The organism is Hyphomicrobium sp. (assembly GCF_035548195.1).
Classification (GTDB): domain Bacteria; phylum Pseudomonadota; class Alphaproteobacteria; order Rhizobiales; family Hyphomicrobiaceae; genus Hyphomicrobium_B.
On sequence record NZ_DASZTY010000033.1, the window covers coordinates 30,987 to 49,813 of the forward strand.

Here is an 18,827-nt window from a genome sequence, read left to right on the forward strand (position 1 = left end):
CCCAACTTCCCTAGCAGGCGCCCCCCGCGCCTTAACTCGATATCGATATATTCACATGACTATATCGTAAGGCAACCGCATATTAAGATTCATGTCGGGAGTGTGGCTAATTGATCGCGCATTTGGGCGCGGCGAAAAGCGAGCATTCGCGTGGAATTTGCTAAGAAGCGGATGCGATGAATTCAGACGATGCTTTTGGCGTAAAGGTCCGTGCGGCGATCGCGGAAAAATCCCCAATCGGCACGATAGATTTCAATCAGATCGAGATCGAAGGAATGCACCAGCACGCCTTCGTCGCCAGCGCCGAATTGCTCAACGAGTTCTCCACGATGATCGGCGATAAAGGAATGCCCGTAGAACTTCTGTTTGGCGCCGTCGTTGTCTTCGAGGCCGATACGATTGGCGGCGACGATCGGGACGGCATTGGATACGGCGTGACCTTGCATCGCGCGTTGCCATTGTAGATGCGTGTCGAGCGTCGCATCGTAGGGCTCCGATCCAATCGCGGTCGGATAAAATAGAATTTCGGCGCCTTGCAGAACCATGGCGCGCGCGCTCTCGGGATACCACTGATCCCAGCAGATGCCGACGCCGATGCGCCCGTGCTTCGTCGTCCAGGCTTTGAAGCCGGTATCGCCGGGACGGAAATAGTATTTCTCCTGATAGCCCGGGCCGTCGGGAATGTGACTTTTGCGATAGACGCCGAGAATTTCGCCATCGGCGTCGGCAATCGCGACGCTATTATAATAGCGCGGGCCGTCTTTCTCGAAGAACGAGATCGGAATCACGACGCCTAGCTCTTTCGCAACTTTCTTGAGCGCCAACACAGCCGGATGCGCGCTTGCAGGATGCGCCGTCTCGAACCACTTCGGATCTTGGCGGGTGCAAAAATAGATGCCTTGGAACAGCTCCGATGGCAGGATGATTTGCGCGCCTTTTCTCGCCGCTTCGCGCACGAATGCTTCGGTTTTGGCAATGTTCGATTTGAGGTCGTGTCCGTAGGACGTCTGGATGGCGCCGACGGTGATCTCTCGTTTCGGCTTGGACATCAGACGGGCTCCTGCTGGGTGATGCAGTGAAACGATCCGCCGCCCGCGTCGCCGCAGCCGAGCAATCCGCGCGATGATACGCCGACGACGGCGCGATCGGCAAAAACGTTCTGCAAGGCTTGCAATGCAGCGGCTTCCGTCGGCGTGCCGTAAATCGGAACGACCACGACGCCGTTTGCGATTATGAAATTCATATGCGATGCGGGCGAAACCTCGCCCAAGGCGTTGTGATAGAGGCCGACGCCTGGAATGCGGATCACTTCGAGCTTGCGGCCTGCGGCGTCCGTCTCGCGCGCCAATGTCGCGGCGATCGCGTCGAGGGTCGCGGCGTTCGGATCGTCGGGTCCGGCCGGAGCCTGACAGACGACATGGCCCGGTCCGACGAAGCGCGCAATGTTGTCGATGTGGCCATCAGTGTGATCGTTCTTCAGGCCTTCATCGATCCAGATGATTTTTCGCGCGCCGAGGGCCTGGCGAAGCGCGGCCTCGGCAGCTTCCTTCGTCCAGCCGTTGCGGTTCGGATTGAGCAACGTCTGACGTGTGGTCAGGATCGTGCCTTCGCCGTCATGATCGACGGCGCCGCCTTCGAGCACGAAATCGAAGCGGCGGACCGGCGTCTTGGCGAGATCGGCAACGACGTCGCCGACGGTTGCGTCGTCGGGCAGATCGTACTTGCCGCCCCAGCTGTTGGTCTTAAAGCGCAGCGCGACAGCATCGGAGTCCATTCTGGCGAAGATTGGTCCGGTATCGCGCAGCCAGATATCGCCATACTTCGCCGGAATGACTTCGGCGACGTCTATCGGTAACGCGGCGCGGGCGGAGGCCTCGGCTTCTGCGCCATTGGCGAGCAGGCGGACTTTATTGCCGGCCATGCTCAATGCGCGCACGAGCGCCGCAACGTCGCGACGCGGCGTTTCGAGGTCGCCATTCCACTCAGCGGGATCGGCCGGCCAGGCGGTCCAGATCGCTTTCTGCGGAGCCCATTCAGCGGGTATCGAGATCGCGATGCTGGCGGATGCAGTTGTCATTATTTTCCGAGTTTTGCTCAATCAAAACGCTATACGCGACTATTCCGCGAAACCGCCATGTCGTGGACGGCCCCTTTGAAGTCAAGGGCGAGATTATCTTACGCCCGCCCGGTGATGTAACGTCCGCGGGTAAACCGTTAATGACGCGAAAACATCGAGCTTAATAGCGCCACGATAATAGCTGCTGGAATGACGATCATTGCGATTGCCCCGAGCGTCACGGCTAATCCAAGCATGAAGAAAAATACGATTCCCAGCACGAGGATAGCCACGACGAATACGATGGCGCGGAGCAGCCACTCGCGCCATCCGGTGATGACGGTTGTCCGTCCATTCCTGGTGATGACGATCATGGACTGCTCCTGAATGTCCGCTCTTTGACGCGACTCAAGCTCCCAGTTTAAGAGTTGTTCCGCCGTCCAAGTGTCCGGAGGCGGAGTGCGTTGAGTTTGATGAAACCCTGCGCGTCCTTCTGGTCGTAGGCGCCCTTGTCGTCCTCGAAGGTAACGAGGGTCGGGGAATAGAGCGATTTCGGGCTCTCGCGGCCCGCGACGATAACATTGCCCTTGTAGAGTTCGAGCGTCACCTCTCCTTCGACGTGCTCCTGGCTCTTGTCGATCAGCGCCTGCAGCATCTCGCGTTCGGGGGCGAACCAGAAACCATTATAGATCAGCTCAGCGTAGCGCGGCATGATCTCGTCTTTCAGATGTGCGGCGCCGCGATCAAGCGTGATGCTTTCCATCGCGCGATGCGCGGCAAGGAGGATCGTGCCGCCGGGTGTTTCGTAGACGCCGCGCGATTTCATGCCGACGAAGCGGTTCTCGACGAGGTCGATGCGGCCGATGCCGTTGTCGCGGCCAAGATCGTTCAGGGCTTTGAGCAGCGTTGCGGGCGACAGCTTCTTGCCGTCGATGGAAATAGCATCGCCTTTTTCGAAGCCGATTTTGATCGTCGTCACCTTATCCGGCGCGGCCATCGGCGAAATCGTACGCTGATAAACGATTTCGGGAGCTTTCTTTGCAGGGTCTTCGAGGACTTTGCCCTCGGACGACGAATGCAGCAGGTTGGCGTCGACCGAGAACGGCGATTCGCCTTCCTTGTCCTTGGCGACTGGAATCTGATGATCGCGCGCGAATTTCAGCAGTTCCTCGCGGCCCTTGAACGTCCATTCGCGCCAGGGCGCGATGATCTTGATGCCGGGCTCACAAGCATAGTAGCCAAGTTCGAAGCGGACCTGGTCGTTGCCTTTGCCCGTCGCGCCATGACAGACGGCATCGGCTCCGACTTTCTTTGCAATCTCGATTTGCTTTTTCGCAATCAACGGACGCGCAATCGAGGTGCCGAGCAGATAGACGCCTTCGTAGACGGTATTGGCCCGAAACATCGGGAAGACGTAATCGCGCACGAATTCTTCGCGCAGATCTTCGATGAAGATGTTCTCGGGCTTGATGCCGAGCATCAGCGCCTTTTTGCGCGCCGGTTCCAACTCTTCGCCTTGGCCGAGATCGGCGGTGAACGTCACGACTTCGGCGCCGTAGGTTTCCTGCAGCCACTTCAGAATGATTGAGGTGTCGAGGCCGCCGGAATAGGCGAGGACGACTTTCTTCACGGATTTGGGCGCGGCGCTCATGCAGGGCTGACTTTCGAGAATTGTGGTTCAGATCGGAAACGCGCGGCACTATAGGGGGGACGGCGCGCCTCGCAAGGGCAGTCGAAGCGGCAACGCGACACGCTGCTTCCCTCCGAATATGACGCTTTAATAAAAGCGGGAGCCGGAATGAAACCTACACTCATTTTCTGGTATGAGTTTGCTTCGACTTATTCGTATCTGACGGCTATGCGGATCGATGCCGAAGGAGCGCGCGCCGGCGTCGCGATCGAATGGCGCCCATTCCTGCTCGGGCCGATCTTCAAGTCGCAAGGTTGGACCACATCGCCCTTCAACGTCTATCCCGCCAAAGGCCGGTATATGGTTCGGGATATTACGCGCATTGCGTCGGAACGCGGTTTACCCTTCCGGATGCCCGAGACCTTTCCGGCAAATGGGCTCAAGGCTGCCCGGCTCGCGATCGCGGCGCGCGGTTGGGGGGCGACGGCTGCATTCTCGCGTGCGGTCTTCGAGGCCCAATTCGCCGGTGGCGAGGATATTTCCGACGATGACGTGCTGGCTGCGTGCCTGACGCGCGTCGGCCTCGATCCGGCATCAGTCTGGCCACGGATCATGGACGATAGCGTGAAAGCAGCGCTCAAACGCAATACCGAAATGGCGCAAGGGCTCGGCATTTTCGGGGCGCCGAGCTTTACGACGGCAGATAATGAGCTTTTCTGGGGAGACGATCGCCTCGCCGAAGCGCTTCGCTGGGCCTCTGCGCCCATGGCTTTACCTAATTCTGCAGACTCGCCCGGATAGGCGTTAATCGACTCTATCGCATTCAAATTCCGTGCATTTGAGCCACGCCGAATTGGCTTTCGCAGCGCATCAATTCCATAAACATAAAAAAGGCACATGGGCGCTATTTGGCGTGTTTCGTCTCGGCCGGGGATGGTAAGGAGTCGGGAACTATTCTGTTCGGGGGAGAACGGACGTGGCCAAATCGAATCGATTGTTAGCTTTGCTTTTTTTGGCGAGCGGGGCTCTAGCGTTGCCTCTTTCGGCCGAGGAAATCACGGTTACCGTGCCGCCCGATCAAGTGCTCGATCCGAACGCAGCGCCTCCACAGCCGCCATCTCTTCCTCCGGCTCAGCCCGTGCCGCCCGTGGCTGGGAAAGAGACTACAAAGACTCCCGTCGCGCAGGACACGACGTCTCCTACCGGCGATCAAGCTCCGCAACAGGAAGCAGCGCCCCCGCCGCCTCCTGCTGCTCCCGCCGCCGCTCCGGCGCCAAGTCCGGCAAGCGAAGCTCCGCCTGCGGCTTCGACGGCCGTCGAGAAAACGACCGCTCCTGCAAAAGCCCACTCGGCGAAGAAGCACACCGCGACGGCTAAAAAGGCAGTGCCGGCTGCGAAACCTTCGGCGGCGTCCGCCGAGAAGCCGGCAGCTACAAAAGAGACGGCGGCAGCAAAGCACACGGCCAAAAAGAAAAAAAAGACGGCGTCGTGCAAGGGGCTCGACGAAAATAAGTGCGGCGCCAACAGCGCATGCATTTGGGTGGTCGGAACGGTCGCCGATGCGACGAACAAGGCGACAAAACCTCGTTGCCGCTCGCTTGCAGTTCTCAAAAGAGAGACCGCAAAGGCTCGCAAAGCGCACAAGTCCGATAAGCCGGAGGTTCTTCCCTGGGCCAAGCCAACGACGACGGGCAGCACGAGTGCAGCCGCAGCGCAACCTGCATCAAAGCCTAAGCCAGGGAATTAAACTAAAAGGCGGCTTGGGTCTGGCGTTTATGTAGACCTGGCGTCGCGTGCGATCAGTGGAGGTAGGCTGACCGGCCCGGCCACTGCACTGCCGTTTGCGGTTGATCTTCGCTCGCGAAGAGTAAGCGCCACTGCGTACAGGCGGCGTCGGCGGCATCCATGGCACATGTGCTTGCCCGTGCTGTCGGCGCAGCGACGGAATAGGGTACGCCATAGGTCAGCATCATTGCTATTAGGGGGCCCTGATAAAGGGTCCAAGGCGATGCGTTCCAAAACATGACCGCCGGCCAGTTCGATGCTCCGGATGCGAGGGCCGATGCGGCCGCGGCGGGGGACGTCCATGCCGCCTGCCATGCGTCCATTGGACTTCGGCGTGGAGCAGGAGGGAGGCTCCAGTACTGGGCCCAGCGTTGCCAAAGCAGGGAAGGATCTATTGCGCTCCAGTCATCATGACCTGCGGAGCGGACGGTATCCGACCATTCGTCGTTCAGACGGGTTTGGCATGCAAGGCTGGCTGCAAGCGTTGCCTGCGCCAACTCGAAATAGGCCTCGGTCGCCTTTTGCAGGCAACGAAAATGCAAAGCAACATCGAACACGGGTGGCCCCCGAAAAACCCCATTGTAGCAGATGTGCTGCGTCGCAGCAATCGTAAGACGGCGTGCGAGGGCAGGTGAGCTTAGCCCTTGGGATCGCTTTCTCTGTCCGCCGACAGGGCGTTATCGAGTGATGAGGCCGAATTATTATTTTCCGATTCCAGCGTGAGTGTTTTGGGGCGCGATCTGAAACTCAGCCGGTTGAGCAAGGTGCGGTGGGTAGGTTTGGGCTCCGCAACGGGAATGGACTTGCGAATGACAACGCTCGTTTCTTCGTTACGCTTCGCGGAGGGTGTCGTCGTCTCGGTTGGGGTTTCGAATGGTTCTGCCGCCGGCGGCGGGGCGCGGCCCGCGAACTGACCAGCAGCCAGCCAATAGACAAAACCTCCGAAAAAGCCGGTCGTTAGGAACGCCTTCAGTGCGTAATTGTTGAAAATCGTCGGTTCGCCCGAAACCTCGCTGGCGTACTGGGCGACGAAGCCGAGCAGTGCGATCAAGATGCCACCAAGCAAATAAAACGCTATGCTGCGGATTGAAAAGATTTCGCCGATGGTTGCCACGATCAACGTGAAGACGATGCCAAAAATGGCGGCGTGTGTAGCCGTCAGCATGGCAAGCTCGAATGTTTCGTCGGCCGTCCGCGGCAAGCGGCTGACGGGTTGGGTCAGAACGTCCGTCGGCGTGTTGACGAACAGCACCGTGACGAAGCCCGCCGCAATGCTTGCCAGTGCAAACCCGAAGGCCACCCGGGCCAATGTCCCCAGGAACTTCAGCACGTCTCCGCCCCTACCCGTCTTATGTTCGTGCTGCAATCTATAGGGCCTAAGCCGTTGGCCTCAACAGGATTGTCAGATTGAGGCCACGCGACAAGGCTGGCTATGCCTTCTCGGCACCAGCCCGGCGCTCGCTGGCGCTCAGGCGCAGGCTTTCGGAGCGTAATTGCCCGCAGGCGGCGAGGATGTCACGTCCGCGAGGGGTGCGCACGGGGCTCGCGTAGCCGGCGCGATTTACGACTTCGGCAAAGCGCTCAATGGTTTCCCAATCGGAGCATTCATAGCGGGAATTCGGCCACGGGTTGAATGGGATCAAATTGATCTTGGCAGGAATACCGGAGAGCAGTTTTACCAGAGCACGCGCTTCGGCGAGGCTGTCGTTTATGTCTTTCAGCATCACGTATTCGAAGGTGATGCGGCGCGCGTTCGAAAGGCCGGGATAGTTGCGGCAGGCTTCCATCAATTCGGCGATTGGGTATTTGCGATTGATCGGCACGAGCTCGTTGCGCAGATCATCGTTGGTTGCGTGCAGCGAGATTGCGAGCATCGTGTCGGCTTGTTCGCCCCAACGCGGAATTTCCGGAACGACACCGGACGTCGAAAGCGTGATGCGGCGTCTCGAAAGCGCTAATCCATCGCCGTCGGAGGCGACGTCCATCGCGGCTTTAACGTTGTCGAAATTGTAGAGCGGCTCGCCCATGCCCATCAGGACGACGTTGGTGATCTTGCGTTCGCTTGAGGGAAGCAAACGGCCGTCCTCCGGCCCCTTGGCGCCCGGCCAATCGCCGATGCGGTCGCGCGCGAGAAGGATCTGGCCGGCGATCTCTTCGGCTTCCAGATTGCGGACGAGGCGCTGGGTGCCGGTATGGCAAAACGAACACGTCAGCGTGCAGCCGACCTGGCTTGAAATGCAAAGCGTGCCGCGGTCGCTCTCGGGAATGTAGACGGTTTCAATTTCGGGCGGGCGGGCTTCGTGGCCACGTTTCGGCAGCCGCAGAAGCCACTTGCATGTCCCGTCGACAGAAACTTGCTCCGAAACGATCTCCGGGCGGTCGAGCGTGAAACGATCATCGAGCTGACGGCGCAGATCCTTCGAGACGTCCGTCATGTCTTCGAAGCGTGTCAGCCCGCGTGCGTAGATCCAGCTCCACAGCTGGGCGACGCGCATATTGAGCTGTTTTTCGGGAACGCCGGCATCTGCGAGCGCCGTTTTCAAGCCGGCGCGCGTCATACCTGCGAGAGACGGTTTCGCGGCTGGCGATTGCAGGTCGATTTTAACTAAGGGCGCGGCGGTCATAATCAAAAAATGGCTTCGAGCTTCGGGAATGCGCACTTCTACAGGCGTTTGAGTCCGATGGATAGCCGCGGGATGCCGCGCTAGCGGTTCCCTCTCCCCGCAAGCGGGAATGGATCGGGGTGTGCGGCCGCAATAGACGACAATATAAGCGGCTGCCCTTCACCCTAGCCCTCTCCTCATACAAGGCGGCGAGGGGACGAACTACAATATAAACCGGCTTAGGTCGGCGTTTTTCGAGAGCTGGCCGACACGCTCGGTTACATACTTTCCATCGATTGAAAGTGTCTGGCCGCCGCGATCCGAAGCTTCGAACGAGATGTCGTCGAGGACGCGTTCGAGGACGGTCTGTAACCGGCGCGCGCCGATGTTTTCGACGTTCGAGTTCACCTCGACAGCCGCGTCGGCGACGGCATCGATCGCGTCGGGCGTGAAGTCTAGTGTGACGCCTTCGGTTTGCATTAAAGCGATGTACTGCTTGATAAGGCTTGCCTGCGGCTCGGTCAGGATGCGCTTCATGTCATCGCGCGTCAGCGCGCTGAGCTCGACGCGGATCGGCAAGCGTCCTTGCAGTTCCGGCAAAAGATCGGACGGCTTCGAAACGTGAAAGGCGCCGGAGGCGATGAACAGAATGTGGTCGGTTTTTACCGGACCATGCTTTGTTGCGACTGTGGTGCCCTCTATCAGGGGCAGGAGATCGCGCTGCACGCCTTCGCGTGAAACTTCGGCGCTGCCGCGCGTGCCGTCGCCTCGCGAGCAAATCTTGTCGATCTCGTCGAGGAAGACGATGCCGTTGTTCTCGACCGCGGTTACCGCCTCAGCGATTATCTGATCGCCGTCGATCAACTTGTCGCTTTCGTCAGCGATGAGGATTTCGAAGCTGTCCTTTACTGTCACGCGGCGCGGCTTGGTGCGTTGCCCGAGCGCCTTGCCCAACATTTCTCCGAGATTGATCGTCGACATCGAGCCGCCGCCCGGCAGCTCGAACATCGGCATCTGCGGCGTCGTATCGGCGACGAGGATGTCGATCTCTTTGTCGTTCAGCTCGTTGTTGCGCAGTTTTTTGCGGAAACTTTCGCGCGTGGCAGGCGACGAGGCGCTGCCGACGAGCGCATCGATGACGCGTTCTTCGGCGGCCTTCTCGGCGCGGGCGCGTACTTCCTGGCGCTTAACGTCCTTGACGAGGGCGATGCCGACCTCGACGAGATCGCGAATGATGCTTTCAACGTCACGCCCGACATAACCGACCTCGGTGAATTTCGTGGCTTCGACTTTCAGGAATGGCGCGCCCGCGAGCTTCGCCAAGCGCCGCGAGATTTCTGTTTTTCCGACGCCGGTCGGTCCGATCATCAGGATGTTTTTCGGCAGGACCTCGTCGCGCAGCTCGCCCGTCAGCTGCTGACGGCGCCAGCGGTTGCGGAGTGCGATCGCGACGGCGCGTTTGGCATCGTGCTGGCCAACGATGTAGCGGTCGAGCTCGGAGACGATTTCGCGGGGAGAAAAGTTAGTCATGATCTCGCTTGTGGAAGATAAGGGCCGATTGCGGTCGATTGCAGGATGGGCATCAGGCGATTGCGCAGCGGATGCCAGAAGACTCCGAGAACCAAAACGAAGCCGCCGACGAGGGCAAGGGTCAGAATGAACGACATCGGCGCGCCACCGCTATTCGGAAGGCGAACTCCGCCGCTCAGCAGATTGTAGACGGCAATGGTGAACGAGGCGAGCGACGAGACAAGTAACGCGCGGCGGTCGATGGCCAGTGCGAAAAGTGCGAGCAGAAAAACCGTCAGCAGGATCACGGCCGATGTCGCAACGCCGCCGATCGAGTATTTGATCAACATAAAGACCGGCGAGACGATCATGGGTGCTGCAACGAGATGCAGCCAAAAAGCGCAGTCGGAGAGGCGCGTGACGCGCCGGGTGTCGCGCGAATCGTAGACCAGCGCAACGATCAGCACGAGAAGACCGTAGCCGAGTGCGACTAACGACGGACCGATCCCGATATTAAAAAGGGTCCTTGCAGCGACGACGTAACCGAAGCAGGCGATCAGCGTGAGGACGAAAGGTAACCGAAACCGTAGATAATAGATCAGCGAGGCGATAAGTGCCGGGACGGCGAAAACCAGCGTCGGATTTCGCCAGAAGGCCAGCTCCTGGGCGACATCCCAATTCGACGATTTCAAATTATCCCAATGAAGCTCGACCACGGCAGCGGAGGCAGCGAAAACAACGAACAGCAGAGACAGCACCATGCCTGGCAGCACGGCGCGGAGACGGCTGACAAGTATTTTGCTCAGTACCCAAAAGACAGCCGAGCCGGCGGCAAGTGTCGCGGCCCATCCGAGTCCGAAAAACGTTGTCGATGTTGCCGCGAGGAACGCTCCGGCAACGAGCAGCACGCCGATCGTCAGGAAGACGTCGTTGAAACCGTTGAGGAAGCGGAAGCGTTCCTCATCCGCGAGTGCGGGTTCGCCGTCAGGACCGACTACGGGTTTCGCGGCGGCGCGCATCGCTCGCAGTTTTTCGGCCTGAGCGGCGTCGATGACGCCCGCTTCAACGGCGGCTTGCAGGTCGTCGGGCGACATGGGGCTTGGCATCGGGTGCGCCGTTATAACGTTTTCGCGTCGATGGATTCGACGACGATGTTGGCGTTTGTGTAGACACAGATTTCGGCGGCGATGGCCATTGCCTTGCGTGCAATCGCCTCGGCGTCGAGCGGCTGATCGATCAAGGCGCGTGCGGCGGCGAGCGCATAATTTCCGCCCGAGCCGATTCCGGCGATGGCGTTTTCCGGTTCGAGCACGTCGCCTGTTCCCGTCAGAACCAGAGTGGTTGTCGCGTCAGCGACGATCATCATCGCTTCAAGGCGGCGCAGAAAGCGATCCGTGCGCCAATCCTTGGCAAGCTCGACGGCGGCTCTGGTTAACTGCCCCGGATATTGTTCGAGCTTGGCTTCGAGACGCTCGAACAGGGTGAAGGCGTCGGCCGTGGCGCCTGCAAAGCCGCCGATGACGTCGCCTTTGCCGAGCCGCCGCACCTTGCGGGCGTTGGATTTGATGATTGTCTGGCCGAGGCTGACCTGGCCGTCTCCGGCGACGACAACGCGGCCGCCCTTGCGGACGGTCAGGATTGTGGTGGCGTGCCAGGACGAATCGGGGGCATTTGGGTTGTTTTGGGTCATGGGTACGCGTCAGTTAAGCTTTTGCCATTAAGTTGCAAGCATAACGGAAGGTTGTGCGGCTTTCCGGCCCTCAGGCCATCTGGTCCGGCGGAGAGGTAGCTGATAAAGCCTCGCAGCGGCAGGCCGCAACGATAGCCGGCGGAGATTGATTCACGTGAAGCGCCAAGCGACGATAACGCGCAAGACGAAGGAGACCGAAATCTCGGCGACCGTCAATCTTGACGGCAGCGGAGCTTATGACATTTCGACCGGAATCGGCTTTCTCGACCATATGCTGGAGCAATTGGCACGGCATTCGCTGATCGACATCACGCTCCGGGCGAAGGGCGACCTCCACATCGATTTTCATCATACAGCGGAAGATACCGGTATCGTCCTTGGGCAGGCACTGGCGAAAGCGCTTGGCGATAAGGCGGGTATCGTTCGTTATGCCGACGTCCATCTGCCGATGGACGAAACGCTGACGCGCGTTGCGGTCGACGTTTCCGGGCGGCCGTTTCTGATCTGGAAAGCTGAATTTTCCCGGCCCAAGGTCGGCGAGATGGACACCGAGCTCTTCCGCGAGTGGTTCCAGGCATTTGCGCAGAATGCCGGAATCACGCTGCACGTCGAAAACCTCTATGGTGAGAACAATCACCATATTGCGGAGACTTGCTATAAAGGGCTGGCGCGGGCGCTTCGGGCGGCCATCGCGCTTGATCCGCGTCAAGCGGGCCGCATTCCCTCGACGAAGGGCATGCTGCAAGGTTAGTTGCGGGCTGAAGTTTTCGTTGAAGCGTGTGGAGGAGTTTTACGGTCGTGGTGACCTACACCGTTCATGAACCGCCGGACCCCGGTTCCGATCGCGTCGATCGCGGCGTCGAGCTCGAATTCATCAAAGACGGCTTTTCGTGGCTGACCGCGATCTGCCCGCCTTTGGGTTTTGCCGCGAACGGCCTTTGGCTTTTCGCACTCGCCTATCTCGTCGGTGCGGGGGCGCTCGGCTGGGCGCTGAGCGCGGCAAAGGTCGCTCCGCAGTGGATCGGTTGGATTTTCCTCGCGATCAATATCTACTTCGGATTTGAAATTTCGACGCTGAAGCGGTGGATGCTGGAGCAGACCGGATGGCGGGCGCTCGGCGTCGTGACTGGTAAGTCGATCGCGGATTGCGAGCGGCGGTTCTTCGAGGGTTGGCTTCCCGGTCAACCGATCATCGCAAGCGAGACGGCTGATGTTCCAGGCGGCAAATCCGCTTTTCCGCGGCGCGGATCGCGGTTCTGGCCGTTCGGCCAGCGGAGCTAAGCCGAACGCCTGATGCAGACCGTCGTCATCATCGATTATGGGTCGGGGAATCTTCATTCTGCCGCCAAAGCCTTCGAGAGCGCAGCGCGGCAGAGTTCGACGCCTTCGAAGATCGTTGTCAGTCCGCGTCCGGAGGACGTGTCGGTTGCCGACAGAGTGGTATTGCCGGGCGTCGGCGCCTATGCCGATTGCAAGGCGGGACTTGAACGCGTGCCGGGATTGATTGAGGCTTTGGAAGATGGTGTCCGGCGTAAGGGACGACCGTTTCTCGGTATTTGCGTTGGGATGCAGCTTTTGAGCGAACGCGGGCTCGAATTCGTCGAGACGCCTGGGCTCGGGTGGATCAAGGGCGAGGTGCGCGCAATTCGTCCGAACGATCCCGCGCTCAAAATTCCGCACATGGGCTGGAATACTCTAAATGTTGTCAACGAGCACGCCCTGCTTGATGAAATCCCGACAGGCCCGGAGGGGTGGCACGCGTATTTCGTGCACTCGTTTCAGCTGGCGCCGAAAGAGCGCCGCGTGGTTATTGCCGAGACGGACTACGGCGGTCCGCTCACGGCTTTGGTCGCGGATGGCAATATCGCGGGGACGCAGTTTCATCCCGAAAAGAGCCAGAAGCTCGGCCTCAAGCTCATCTCGAATTTCTTGAGCTGGAAGCCGTAGCCGTTTTTTCCGGCGCCATTCCCACATCGATCTGGATGGCGATTTACGATCAGCGTTTCAATGAGAAGGGCGGGCGACGGCACTCATCGCCGATTGAAACGCTGTCCAGACGCCGCGCGGCAGTTGCCACGACGCTTCCGGTTCCTCGTCTTCGAGACGCCCCCGCAGCCAACGCGTCCGTGCGGCGATGGCTTGATCGGCGCGGCTAAGCTCGTGCACGGCAAGCTCGTCGGGATGATCGAACAGGATCGCGAGGCGGCGTTTTATCTGCTCGGCGCTGAGCCAGGTGCGCACGTACCAGATGCCATTGCTGATGGGTGCGTATTCGAAGGCGATATAGGGGAGTGAAAAAGAAACGGCCCAGGTGTCTTGGTCGGGGGATTTCGGTGTGTGATGGACGAGAAACGTTTTCATGGCGGACATTCCGGCGATGGGGGGAGGGGTACGCGGAACGCTACTGGTTACAAACGCAAAAGCCTGATCGCCTGAGGGCAAATGGACCGGGCTTTAGAAAAGGAGGCCTGGGATCAAGGGGGTGATCCGCAGGCGCTCCGTCATGGTCTTTGAGCAGGACGGACTGAGTGGAACGAAGGGGGAGACGGCCCGTCCCGCCCAAAGACCCGAACATCTGGCCAAATCAGCCGGCCTTTGCGAACGGCAATTCAGGTTCCAGCGGCTCGCTTACCGTTGCCTGTGGCGAGGGGAAAGCGATGATGTTGCCGTCCGGCGCGAGATCGAGGCCGGGGCGGCGCTGGCGGAACCAGCGCAGCGAGGTGTTGGTCATAACGGCATCGCGCTTGGTCGCCTGGATCAGCAGCCCGTCCTCTTCCGTCAGGAGTTCCCGGAGGTCGGCTTCGAGTTCGACCTCGTCGCGATCGGACATGACGTACCAGGTATTTACGAGCGGCCGTGCCCACTTGTCGCCCAGCCCCATAATAAGTTGAGCGAGAACGTGCTGATTGCGGTTCGGCTTGGCGAGATCGTACGAGATCAGGTAAGTGCGCATCGGGCTCTCCTAGGCATTCAAGGGGGGAAGGTCGGTACGCTACATTGACCCGGGACGGCGACTGATTTAGGGCGCCGTGAACATAGGAAGAACATGCCACGACTCATCGCCGTTGTCCAGCTATTGTTCTAAAAATGTTCTTGTGAGGTTCTTAACGTTGTGGTACGCGCAACGTACCGTCAGGCATCGGAAAAGAGGCTCAATTGGGCGGGATCCGGGGCGGTCGGGATGCGCCGGTGGGGACCGGGGTCGAAACGGGCTTCAAGGCCCGGAAACCGGGCACGGAATTCTTCGAGCGCGCGCGCTCGGCTACCCGGAAAGCGCGTTTCTTCCCAGATTTCATAGAGGCGCCGAGGGTCGCAGGCGTAGCGGCGCTTGAGGTCGACCGGCCGGATTCGGAGCCAGCGGGCAATCCAGATATCGATGGCGTCGTTCTCGGTCAGGGGGCGCCGAGCCACGGCTGGCGGAGGCTCTACGAGAAACGCGACGGCCATGGAAGTCTCTTATGTTTGCGCATTTGTTTACGCATTGCGACTCCCCTTCGCAGAGCCGGCAGCAATGCGCGCTTGACGTAGCTTGCGATACGCGATTGATCGCGCCCAGAACACATAGAGATCGAACATAGCAAACTGATGGCCGCCCCGTCGAATCATCGGCGCAAGGGAGCAAGGCCAAGACATCGGCAACCGACGCTCCGAATAGCACGAGAGACTGCATTGATCCTATTCCCAGCCATTGATCTCAAAGACGGGCAGTGCGTAAGGCTGAAGCTCGGCGAGATGGATGCCGCGACGGTGTTCAACGACGATCCGGCGGCGCAGGCGCTTGCGTTCGAGCGCCAAGGCTTCAAATATTTGCACATCGTCGATTTGAATGGGGCATTCGCGGGCAGGCCGGTGAACGGCGCGGCGGTCGACGCGATCCTGAAGGCGATCAAGATGCCGGCACAGCTCGGCGGCGGTATTCGCGATCTGGCGACGATCGAGATGTGGCTCGACAAGGGCATTCGGCGCGTCATCCTCGGTACGGTCGCGGTGCGCGACCCGGCGCTGGTGCGCGAGGCGGCGAAGCGCTTTCCGGGCCGCATCGCTGTCGGTATTGACGCGAAGGGGGGTAAGGTTGCGGTTGAAGGTTGGGCCGAGAGCTCTGAACTCACAGCCGTCGAGCTCGCAAAGCGCTTTGAGGATGCAGGCGTCGCGGCGATCATTTATACGGACATCGAGCGCGACGGGGTGCTGAAGGGTCTCAATTTGCCGGCGACGGCAGCTTTGGCACGAGCAACTGGTATTCCCGTCATTGCGTCGGGTGGATTGGCGTCGATTGCCGACGTGCGCGAACTGACGAAGCCCGAATATCGGATGCTTGAAGGCGCAATTACGGGGCGCGCCCTCTATGATGGGCGACTCGATCCGAGAGAGGCACTCCAACTTCTGGAAACAGCATGAAAATCGGTGACAAGGTTCGCGTGGAGCGGATGCCGGATGGGCTACCGCCCGACAACAAACAATTGCAGACGCTGTTTGGCGGCTGCGTCGGCAAGACTTTTCCGATCGTCGCGTTCGACGGCGATCTTGTCGAACTACACGTCGGCGAAGTCTTCGGCAAGCCCGCCGAGCATCATCAAATCTGGCTCGAACCGAGCCAGGTGAAATTGGTCGAGGTCTGAACCTTGAACGTCATGACGCAAGACATGGCGGCGGAACCGAGGGTGCCCCCTGAGATTGCGCGGCGCCGCACGTTCGCGATCATCTCGCATCCCGACGCCGGTAAGACGACATTGACGGAAAAGCTTCTGCTGTTCGGCGGAGCAATCCAAATGGCGGGCGCGGTCAAGGCGCGCGGCGAACGGCGGCGCACGCGTTCCGACTGGATGCAGATCGAGCAGCAGCGCGGGATCTCGGTAACGTCGTCGGTGATGACATTCGAACGCAACGGTGTCGTCTACAATCTGCTCGATACGCCTGGTCACTCCGACTTCAGCGAAGATACCTATCGCACGCTGTCGGCGGTCGACGCGGCGGTCATGGTGATGGACGCCGCGAAGGGCATCGAGAGCCAGACGCGTAAACTGTTCGAGGTTTGCCGGCTGCGCGATATTCCGATCATTACGTTCATCAACAAGATCGACCGGGAAGCGGAAGACCCACTGACGCTGCTCGATCAGATCGCGGCCGATCTTGCGCTCGATCTGGTGCCGATGGCGTGGCCGGTCGGCATGGGATCGGATTTTCGCGGCGTTCTCGATCTGATGCAGAACAGGATTTTGTTGCCTGAGAGCGCCGAACGCGGAGCTTCGTTCGGACGCACCGAGCAGCTTTCAGAGCTTTCCGACATCCGCAAAATCGACGGTATCGACGAGCGGATCGCCGACCGGGCGCTTGAAGGCGTCGAACTCGCGCAAGGAGCGTTGCCGTCGTTCGATCTCGAAGCGTTTCGTGAAGGACATTTGTCGCCGGTGTTCTTTGGCAGCGCGCTGAAAAACTTTGGCGTCGAGCAATTGCTGGATGCTTTGGCGCAATGGGCGCCAGGACCGCTGGCCCGAAAGGCGACACAGCGGACGGTTCAGCCCGGCGAAGATCAGGTCACTGGCTTCATCTTCAAGGTGCAGGCCAACATGGACCCGAACCACCGCGATCGGATTGCGTTCATGCGGCTTTGCTCGGGACGCTTCAAGCGCGGTATGAAGATGCTGCACGTTCGCGATAACAAGCCGCTGACGATTTCATCGCCGACATTCTTTTTCGGGCAGGGTCGCGAGACGGCGGATGAGGCGTGGGCAGGCGACATTATCGGCGTTCCGAACCATGGCACGCTGCGGGTCGGCGACACGCTGACCGAAAAAGAGGCGTTGAAATTCACAGGCATCCCGAATTTCGCGCCAGAGCTTTTGCGCCGCGTCGTCATTCAAGACGCGATGAAAGCGAAGCAACTTAATCGTGCGCTCGACGATCTTGCGGAGGAAGGCATCGTGCAGGTGTTCACGCCGATCGCGGGGGGACGGCAAATTCTCGGCGTGGTCGGTCAGCTGCAGTTCGAGGTTCTGCAATCGCGTGTTGCGAACGAGTACAGCGTACCGGTCACGCTGGAGCAGTCGCCGTTTGAACTGGCGCGTTGGATTTCCGCTGACGATCCGGCGGTGCTGCAAAAGTTCGTCAACGCTCACCGCGGCGAGATTGCAACCGACCGCGACGGCGCGATGGTGTTCCTTGCGGAGAGCGCCTGGATGCTGAAATACAAAAGCGAGAAGTTTCCCGACATCAAGTTCGCCGCGCTCAGAGAACGCGGCGAATGACGGTATCAGACCGAAATGTTCGGTCCGCGCGGCCGAGGGTCATTGAAGCGGCCTTCAATCTTCTCAAGCCAGCTGTGCAACGACTTTTCGAGGGCATCCGTCTGGGCGGAAACCTTGCTGTGCTGCAGCTCGGTGATTGTCGCTTCGCTGTCGAGCGATCCGCGGATCGCTTCGTGCTGTTCGATGAATTGGCTCAACGCGTCCGAATGCTCGTCCATCATGCCGTTGGCTTCGAGTTGCGTGCGTGCCTGAGCAATCCGATCCTGCAAGGCTGACAAGCGGGCGCGGAGGTTCAATGGGGCGAATTCGTCGGCCATCGAAAGATATTCCTTTATGCAAGTGCAACTCGAGAGTTTACGTAGCTACGCAAAATCCCGAAACACTATCTGTCGTAAAGAGTTCCCCGCAGACTTGGTTTATGCCTCGACGGAGCCTGCTGCAACATGATAGCGGCAATTTCCTACATCCCTTAGTGAATTTAGCTCCAGATTGACATGCTGAAGGTCCGCATCATCTCCTGTCTTGACGTTAAGGACGGCCGCGTCGTCAAGGGCGTGAACTTCGTCGATCTGATCGATGCAGGCGATCCGGTCGAAGCGGCGGCGGCATATGACGCGGCAGGAGCGGACGAGCTTTGCTTTCTCGATATCACCGCCAGCAACGAGAATCGCGATACGATTTTCGATGTCGTCGAGCGAACGGCGAATCGCTGTTTCATGCCGCTGACGGTCGGCGGCGGTGTCAGGACGGTCGAAGATATCCGCAAGCTGCTTGAAGCTGGCGCCGACAAGGTGTCGATCAATACCGCGGCCGTCGCCAATCGCGCTTTCGTCAGGGAGGCGAGCGAGAAGTTCGGCGCGCAGTGCATTGTCGTTGCGATCGATGCGAAGAAAGTTTCAGCTGAAGGCGAGACGCCGCGTTGGGAGATTTTTACGCACGGTGGGCGGAAGCCGACGGGCATCGATGCTATCGCGTATGCGCGCGAAGTTGCCGATCTCGGTGCGGGTGAGATTTTGCTGACGTCGATGGATCGCGATGGGACGAAGTCGGGATTTGACGTTGCGTTGACGCGCGCGATTGCGGACGCCGTTTCTATACCGGTCATAGCCTCCGGGGGCGTCGGTACGCTTGAGCATCTGGTCGATGGCGTGCGCAACGGCCATGCGAGCGCGGTGCTTGCGGCCTCGATCTTTCACTTCGGGACGTATTCGATCCCGGAGGCCAAAGCTTACATGGCCAATGCCGGACTTGCGATGCGGTTGGATAAGTAGGTCGCTTCGTCGTTCCGCTTGCGGAAAGCCGAGAGCTC

23 protein-coding genes are annotated in these 18,827 nt (G+C 59.7%); 9 read left to right on the forward strand and 14 right to left on the reverse strand.

Features of this window, described 5'->3' with window-relative positions:
* Nucleotides 1-182 precede the first annotated feature (182 nt).
* The 4 genes from aguB to VHB22_RS12535 all read right to left on the reverse strand — a co-directional run bounded on the left by aguB (nt 183) and on the right by VHB22_RS12535 (nt 3,707).
* Nucleotides 183-1,049, reverse strand: a complete 867-nt coding sequence (gene aguB, locus VHB22_RS12520) for an N-carbamoylputrescine amidase (protein WP_325457312.1) — start codon at nt 1,047-1,049, stop codon at nt 183-185.
* Nucleotides 1,049-2,077, reverse strand: a complete 1,029-nt coding sequence (locus tag VHB22_RS12525) for an agmatine deiminase family protein (protein WP_325457313.1) — start codon at nt 2,075-2,077, stop codon at nt 1,049-1,051. Before VHB22_RS12525 ends, aguB begins: the two co-directional genes overlap by 1 nt.
* 137 nt (nt 2,078-2,214) lie before the next feature.
* Complete coding sequence (locus tag VHB22_RS12530) at nt 2,215-2,430, reverse strand: hypothetical protein (protein ID WP_325457314.1); 216 nt, start codon at nt 2,428-2,430, stop codon at nt 2,215-2,217.
* A gap of 47 nt (nt 2,431-2,477) precedes the next feature.
* Nucleotides 2,478-3,707 (reverse strand): argininosuccinate synthase, encoded by a 1,230-nt coding sequence (locus VHB22_RS12535; RefSeq protein ID WP_325457315.1) that lies wholly within the window; start codon nt 3,705-3,707, stop codon nt 2,478-2,480.
* Between the two features lie 147 nt (nt 3,708-3,854).
* Between VHB22_RS12535 and VHB22_RS12540 the strand changes: the two genes are divergently transcribed.
* Nucleotides 3,855-4,487 carry a 2-hydroxychromene-2-carboxylate isomerase gene (locus VHB22_RS12540; protein WP_325457316.1) on the forward strand — a complete coding sequence of 211 codons (633 nt, stop codon included), beginning with the start codon at nt 3,855-3,857 and terminating at the stop codon, nt 4,485-4,487.
* 175 nt (nt 4,488-4,662) lie between these two features.
* Nucleotides 4,663-5,433, forward strand: coding sequence for a hypothetical protein (locus VHB22_RS12545; RefSeq protein ID WP_325457317.1), 771 nt, complete (start codon nt 4,663-4,665; stop codon nt 5,431-5,433).
* Nucleotides 5,434-5,485: 52 nt separating this feature from the next.
* Here the strand turns inward: VHB22_RS12545 and VHB22_RS12550 are convergent, their stop codons facing one another.
* The 6 genes from VHB22_RS12550 to hslV all read right to left on the reverse strand — a co-directional run bounded on the left by VHB22_RS12550 (nt 5,486) and on the right by hslV (nt 11,273).
* On the reverse strand, nt 5,486-5,794 hold the full coding sequence (locus tag VHB22_RS12550; protein ID WP_325457318.1) for a hypothetical protein: 309 nt from the start codon (nt 5,792-5,794) through the stop codon (nt 5,486-5,488).
* Between the two features lie 314 nt (nt 5,795-6,108).
* Nucleotides 6,109-6,801, reverse strand: a complete 693-nt coding sequence (locus tag VHB22_RS12555; RefSeq protein WP_325457319.1) for a hypothetical protein — start codon at nt 6,799-6,801, stop codon at nt 6,109-6,111.
* Between the two features lie 100 nt (nt 6,802-6,901).
* Complete coding sequence (gene rlmN / locus VHB22_RS12560; protein WP_325457320.1) at nt 6,902-8,095, reverse strand: 23S rRNA (adenine(2503)-C(2))-methyltransferase RlmN; 1,194 nt, start codon at nt 8,093-8,095, stop codon at nt 6,902-6,904.
* A gap of 201 nt (nt 8,096-8,296) precedes the next feature.
* A complete protein-coding gene (hslU, locus tag VHB22_RS12565; RefSeq protein WP_325457321.1) occupies nt 8,297-9,604 on the reverse strand; it encodes an ATP-dependent protease ATPase subunit HslU in 1,308 nt (435 codons plus the stop codon).
* Nucleotides 9,601-10,677: a hypothetical protein gene (locus VHB22_RS12570; protein WP_325457322.1), complete on the reverse strand. Its 1,077-nt coding sequence runs from the start codon at nt 10,675-10,677 to the stop codon at nt 9,601-9,603. Before VHB22_RS12570 ends, hslU begins: the two co-directional genes overlap by 4 nt.
* A gap of 23 nt (nt 10,678-10,700) precedes the next feature.
* Nucleotides 10,701-11,273, reverse strand: coding sequence for an ATP-dependent protease subunit HslV (gene hslV / locus VHB22_RS12575; RefSeq protein ID WP_325457323.1), 573 nt, complete (start codon nt 11,271-11,273; stop codon nt 10,701-10,703).
* 154 nt (nt 11,274-11,427) lie between these two features.
* On the opposite strand from hslV, the gene hisB reads away from it, so the two are divergent.
* From hisB to hisH, 3 genes are read left to right on the forward strand one after another with little or no spacing between them, the layout of a single operon-like run.
* Nucleotides 11,428-12,024, forward strand: a complete 597-nt coding sequence (gene hisB / locus VHB22_RS12580; protein WP_325457324.1) for an imidazoleglycerol-phosphate dehydratase HisB — start codon at nt 11,428-11,430, stop codon at nt 12,022-12,024.
* Between the two features lie 50 nt (nt 12,025-12,074).
* Complete coding sequence (locus tag VHB22_RS12585) at nt 12,075-12,554, forward strand: DUF2628 domain-containing protein (protein ID WP_325457325.1); 480 nt, start codon at nt 12,075-12,077, stop codon at nt 12,552-12,554.
* Between the two features lie 12 nt (nt 12,555-12,566).
* Entirely contained in the window at nt 12,567-13,220 is a 654-nt protein-coding gene (hisH, locus tag VHB22_RS12590) for an imidazole glycerol phosphate synthase subunit HisH (protein WP_325457326.1), read from the forward strand.
* Nucleotides 13,221-13,277: 57 nt separating this feature from the next.
* Here hisH and VHB22_RS12595 read toward each other — a convergent pair whose 3' ends face one another.
* The 3 genes from VHB22_RS12595 to VHB22_RS12605 all read right to left on the reverse strand — a co-directional run bounded on the left by VHB22_RS12595 (nt 13,278) and on the right by VHB22_RS12605 (nt 14,720).
* Nucleotides 13,278-13,634, reverse strand: a complete 357-nt coding sequence (locus VHB22_RS12595; RefSeq protein ID WP_325457327.1) for a hypothetical protein — start codon at nt 13,632-13,634, stop codon at nt 13,278-13,280.
* A gap of 223 nt (nt 13,635-13,857) precedes the next feature.
* Nucleotides 13,858-14,226, reverse strand: a complete 369-nt coding sequence (locus tag VHB22_RS12600) for a hypothetical protein (protein ID WP_325457328.1) — start codon at nt 14,224-14,226, stop codon at nt 13,858-13,860.
* A 179-nt stretch (nt 14,227-14,405) separates the two neighbouring features.
* Nucleotides 14,406-14,720: a hypothetical protein gene (locus VHB22_RS12605; RefSeq protein ID WP_325457329.1), complete on the reverse strand. Its 315-nt coding sequence runs from the start codon at nt 14,718-14,720 to the stop codon at nt 14,406-14,408.
* Nucleotides 14,721-14,942: 222 nt separating this feature from the next.
* Here VHB22_RS12605 and hisA point away from each other — a divergent pair, with 222 nt between their 5' ends.
* From hisA to VHB22_RS12620, 3 genes are read left to right on the forward strand one after another with little or no spacing between them, the layout of a single operon-like run.
* Complete coding sequence (gene hisA, locus VHB22_RS12610; RefSeq protein WP_325457330.1) at nt 14,943-15,671, forward strand: 1-(5-phosphoribosyl)-5-[(5-phosphoribosylamino)methylideneamino]imidazole-4-carboxamide isomerase; 729 nt, start codon at nt 14,943-14,945, stop codon at nt 15,669-15,671.
* Complete coding sequence (locus tag VHB22_RS12615; RefSeq protein WP_325457331.1) at nt 15,668-15,892, forward strand: hypothetical protein; 225 nt, start codon at nt 15,668-15,670, stop codon at nt 15,890-15,892. The genes hisA and VHB22_RS12615 overlap by 4 nt, the downstream gene beginning before the upstream one ends.
* A 12-nt stretch (nt 15,893-15,904) precedes the next feature.
* Nucleotides 15,905-17,518 carry a peptide chain release factor 3 gene (locus VHB22_RS12620; protein WP_325457405.1) on the forward strand — a complete coding sequence of 538 codons (1,614 nt, stop codon included), beginning with the start codon at nt 15,905-15,907 and terminating at the stop codon, nt 17,516-17,518.
* 5 nt (nt 17,519-17,523) lie between these two features.
* Here VHB22_RS12620 and VHB22_RS12625 read toward each other — a convergent pair whose 3' ends face one another.
* Nucleotides 17,524-17,835 (reverse strand): hypothetical protein, encoded by a 312-nt coding sequence (locus VHB22_RS12625; RefSeq protein ID WP_325457332.1) that lies wholly within the window; start codon nt 17,833-17,835, stop codon nt 17,524-17,526.
* Between the two features lie 177 nt (nt 17,836-18,012).
* On the opposite strand from VHB22_RS12625, the gene hisF reads away from it, so the two are divergent.
* Complete coding sequence (hisF, locus tag VHB22_RS12630; RefSeq protein ID WP_325457333.1) at nt 18,013-18,789, forward strand: imidazole glycerol phosphate synthase subunit HisF; 777 nt, start codon at nt 18,013-18,015, stop codon at nt 18,787-18,789.
* The last annotated feature ends 38 nt before the right edge of the window (nt 18,790-18,827 follow it).

Coding starts and splice junctions, on each gene's coding strand:
- aguB (WP_325457312.1), bottom strand. CDS start 1,049: ATGTCCAAGCCGAAACGAGAGATCACCGTCGGCGCCATCCAGACGTCC.
- VHB22_RS12525 (WP_325457313.1), bottom strand. CDS start 2,077: ATGACAACTGCATCCGCCAGCATCGCGATCTCGATACCCGCTGAATGG.
- VHB22_RS12530 (WP_325457314.1), bottom strand. CDS start 2,430: ATGATCGTCATCACCAGGAATGGACGGACAACCGTCATCACCGGATGG.
- VHB22_RS12535 (WP_325457315.1), bottom strand. CDS start 3,707: ATGAGCGCCGCGCCCAAATCCGTGAAGAAAGTCGTCCTCGCCTATTCC.
- VHB22_RS12540 (WP_325457316.1), top strand. CDS start 3,855: ATGAAACCTACACTCATTTTCTGGTATGAGTTTGCTTCGACTTATTCG.
- VHB22_RS12550 (WP_325457318.1), bottom strand. CDS start 5,794: ATGGACGCATGGCAGGCGGCATGGACGTCCCCCGCCGCGGCCGCATCG.
- rlmN (WP_325457320.1), bottom strand. CDS start 8,095: ATGACCGCCGCGCCCTTAGTTAAAATCGACCTGCAATCGCCAGCCGCG.
- hslU (WP_325457321.1), bottom strand. CDS start 9,604: ATGACTAACTTTTCTCCCCGCGAAATCGTCTCCGAGCTCGACCGCTAC.
- VHB22_RS12570 (WP_325457322.1), bottom strand. CDS start 10,677: ATGTCGCCCGACGACCTGCAAGCCGCCGTTGAAGCGGGCGTCATCGAC.
- hslV (WP_325457323.1), bottom strand. CDS start 11,273: ATGACCCAAAACAACCCAAATGCCCCCGATTCGTCCTGGCACGCCACC.
- hisH (WP_325457326.1), top strand. CDS start 12,567: ATGCAGACCGTCGTCATCATCGATTATGGGTCGGGGAATCTTCATTCT.
- VHB22_RS12595 (WP_325457327.1), bottom strand. CDS start 13,634: ATGAAAACGTTTCTCGTCCATCACACACCGAAATCCCCCGACCAAGAC.
- VHB22_RS12600 (WP_325457328.1), bottom strand. CDS start 14,226: ATGCGCACTTACCTGATCTCGTACGATCTCGCCAAGCCGAACCGCAAT.
- VHB22_RS12605 (WP_325457329.1), bottom strand. CDS start 14,720: ATGGCCGTCGCGTTTCTCGTAGAGCCTCCGCCAGCCGTGGCTCGGCGC.
- VHB22_RS12615 (WP_325457331.1), top strand. CDS start 15,668: ATGAAAATCGGTGACAAGGTTCGCGTGGAGCGGATGCCGGATGGGCTA.
- VHB22_RS12620 (WP_325457405.1), top strand. CDS start 15,905: ATGACGCAAGACATGGCGGCGGAACCGAGGGTGCCCCCTGAGATTGCG.
- VHB22_RS12625 (WP_325457332.1), bottom strand. CDS start 17,835: ATGGCCGACGAATTCGCCCCATTGAACCTCCGCGCCCGCTTGTCAGCC.
- hisF (WP_325457333.1), top strand. CDS start 18,013: ATGCTGAAGGTCCGCATCATCTCCTGTCTTGACGTTAAGGACGGCCGC.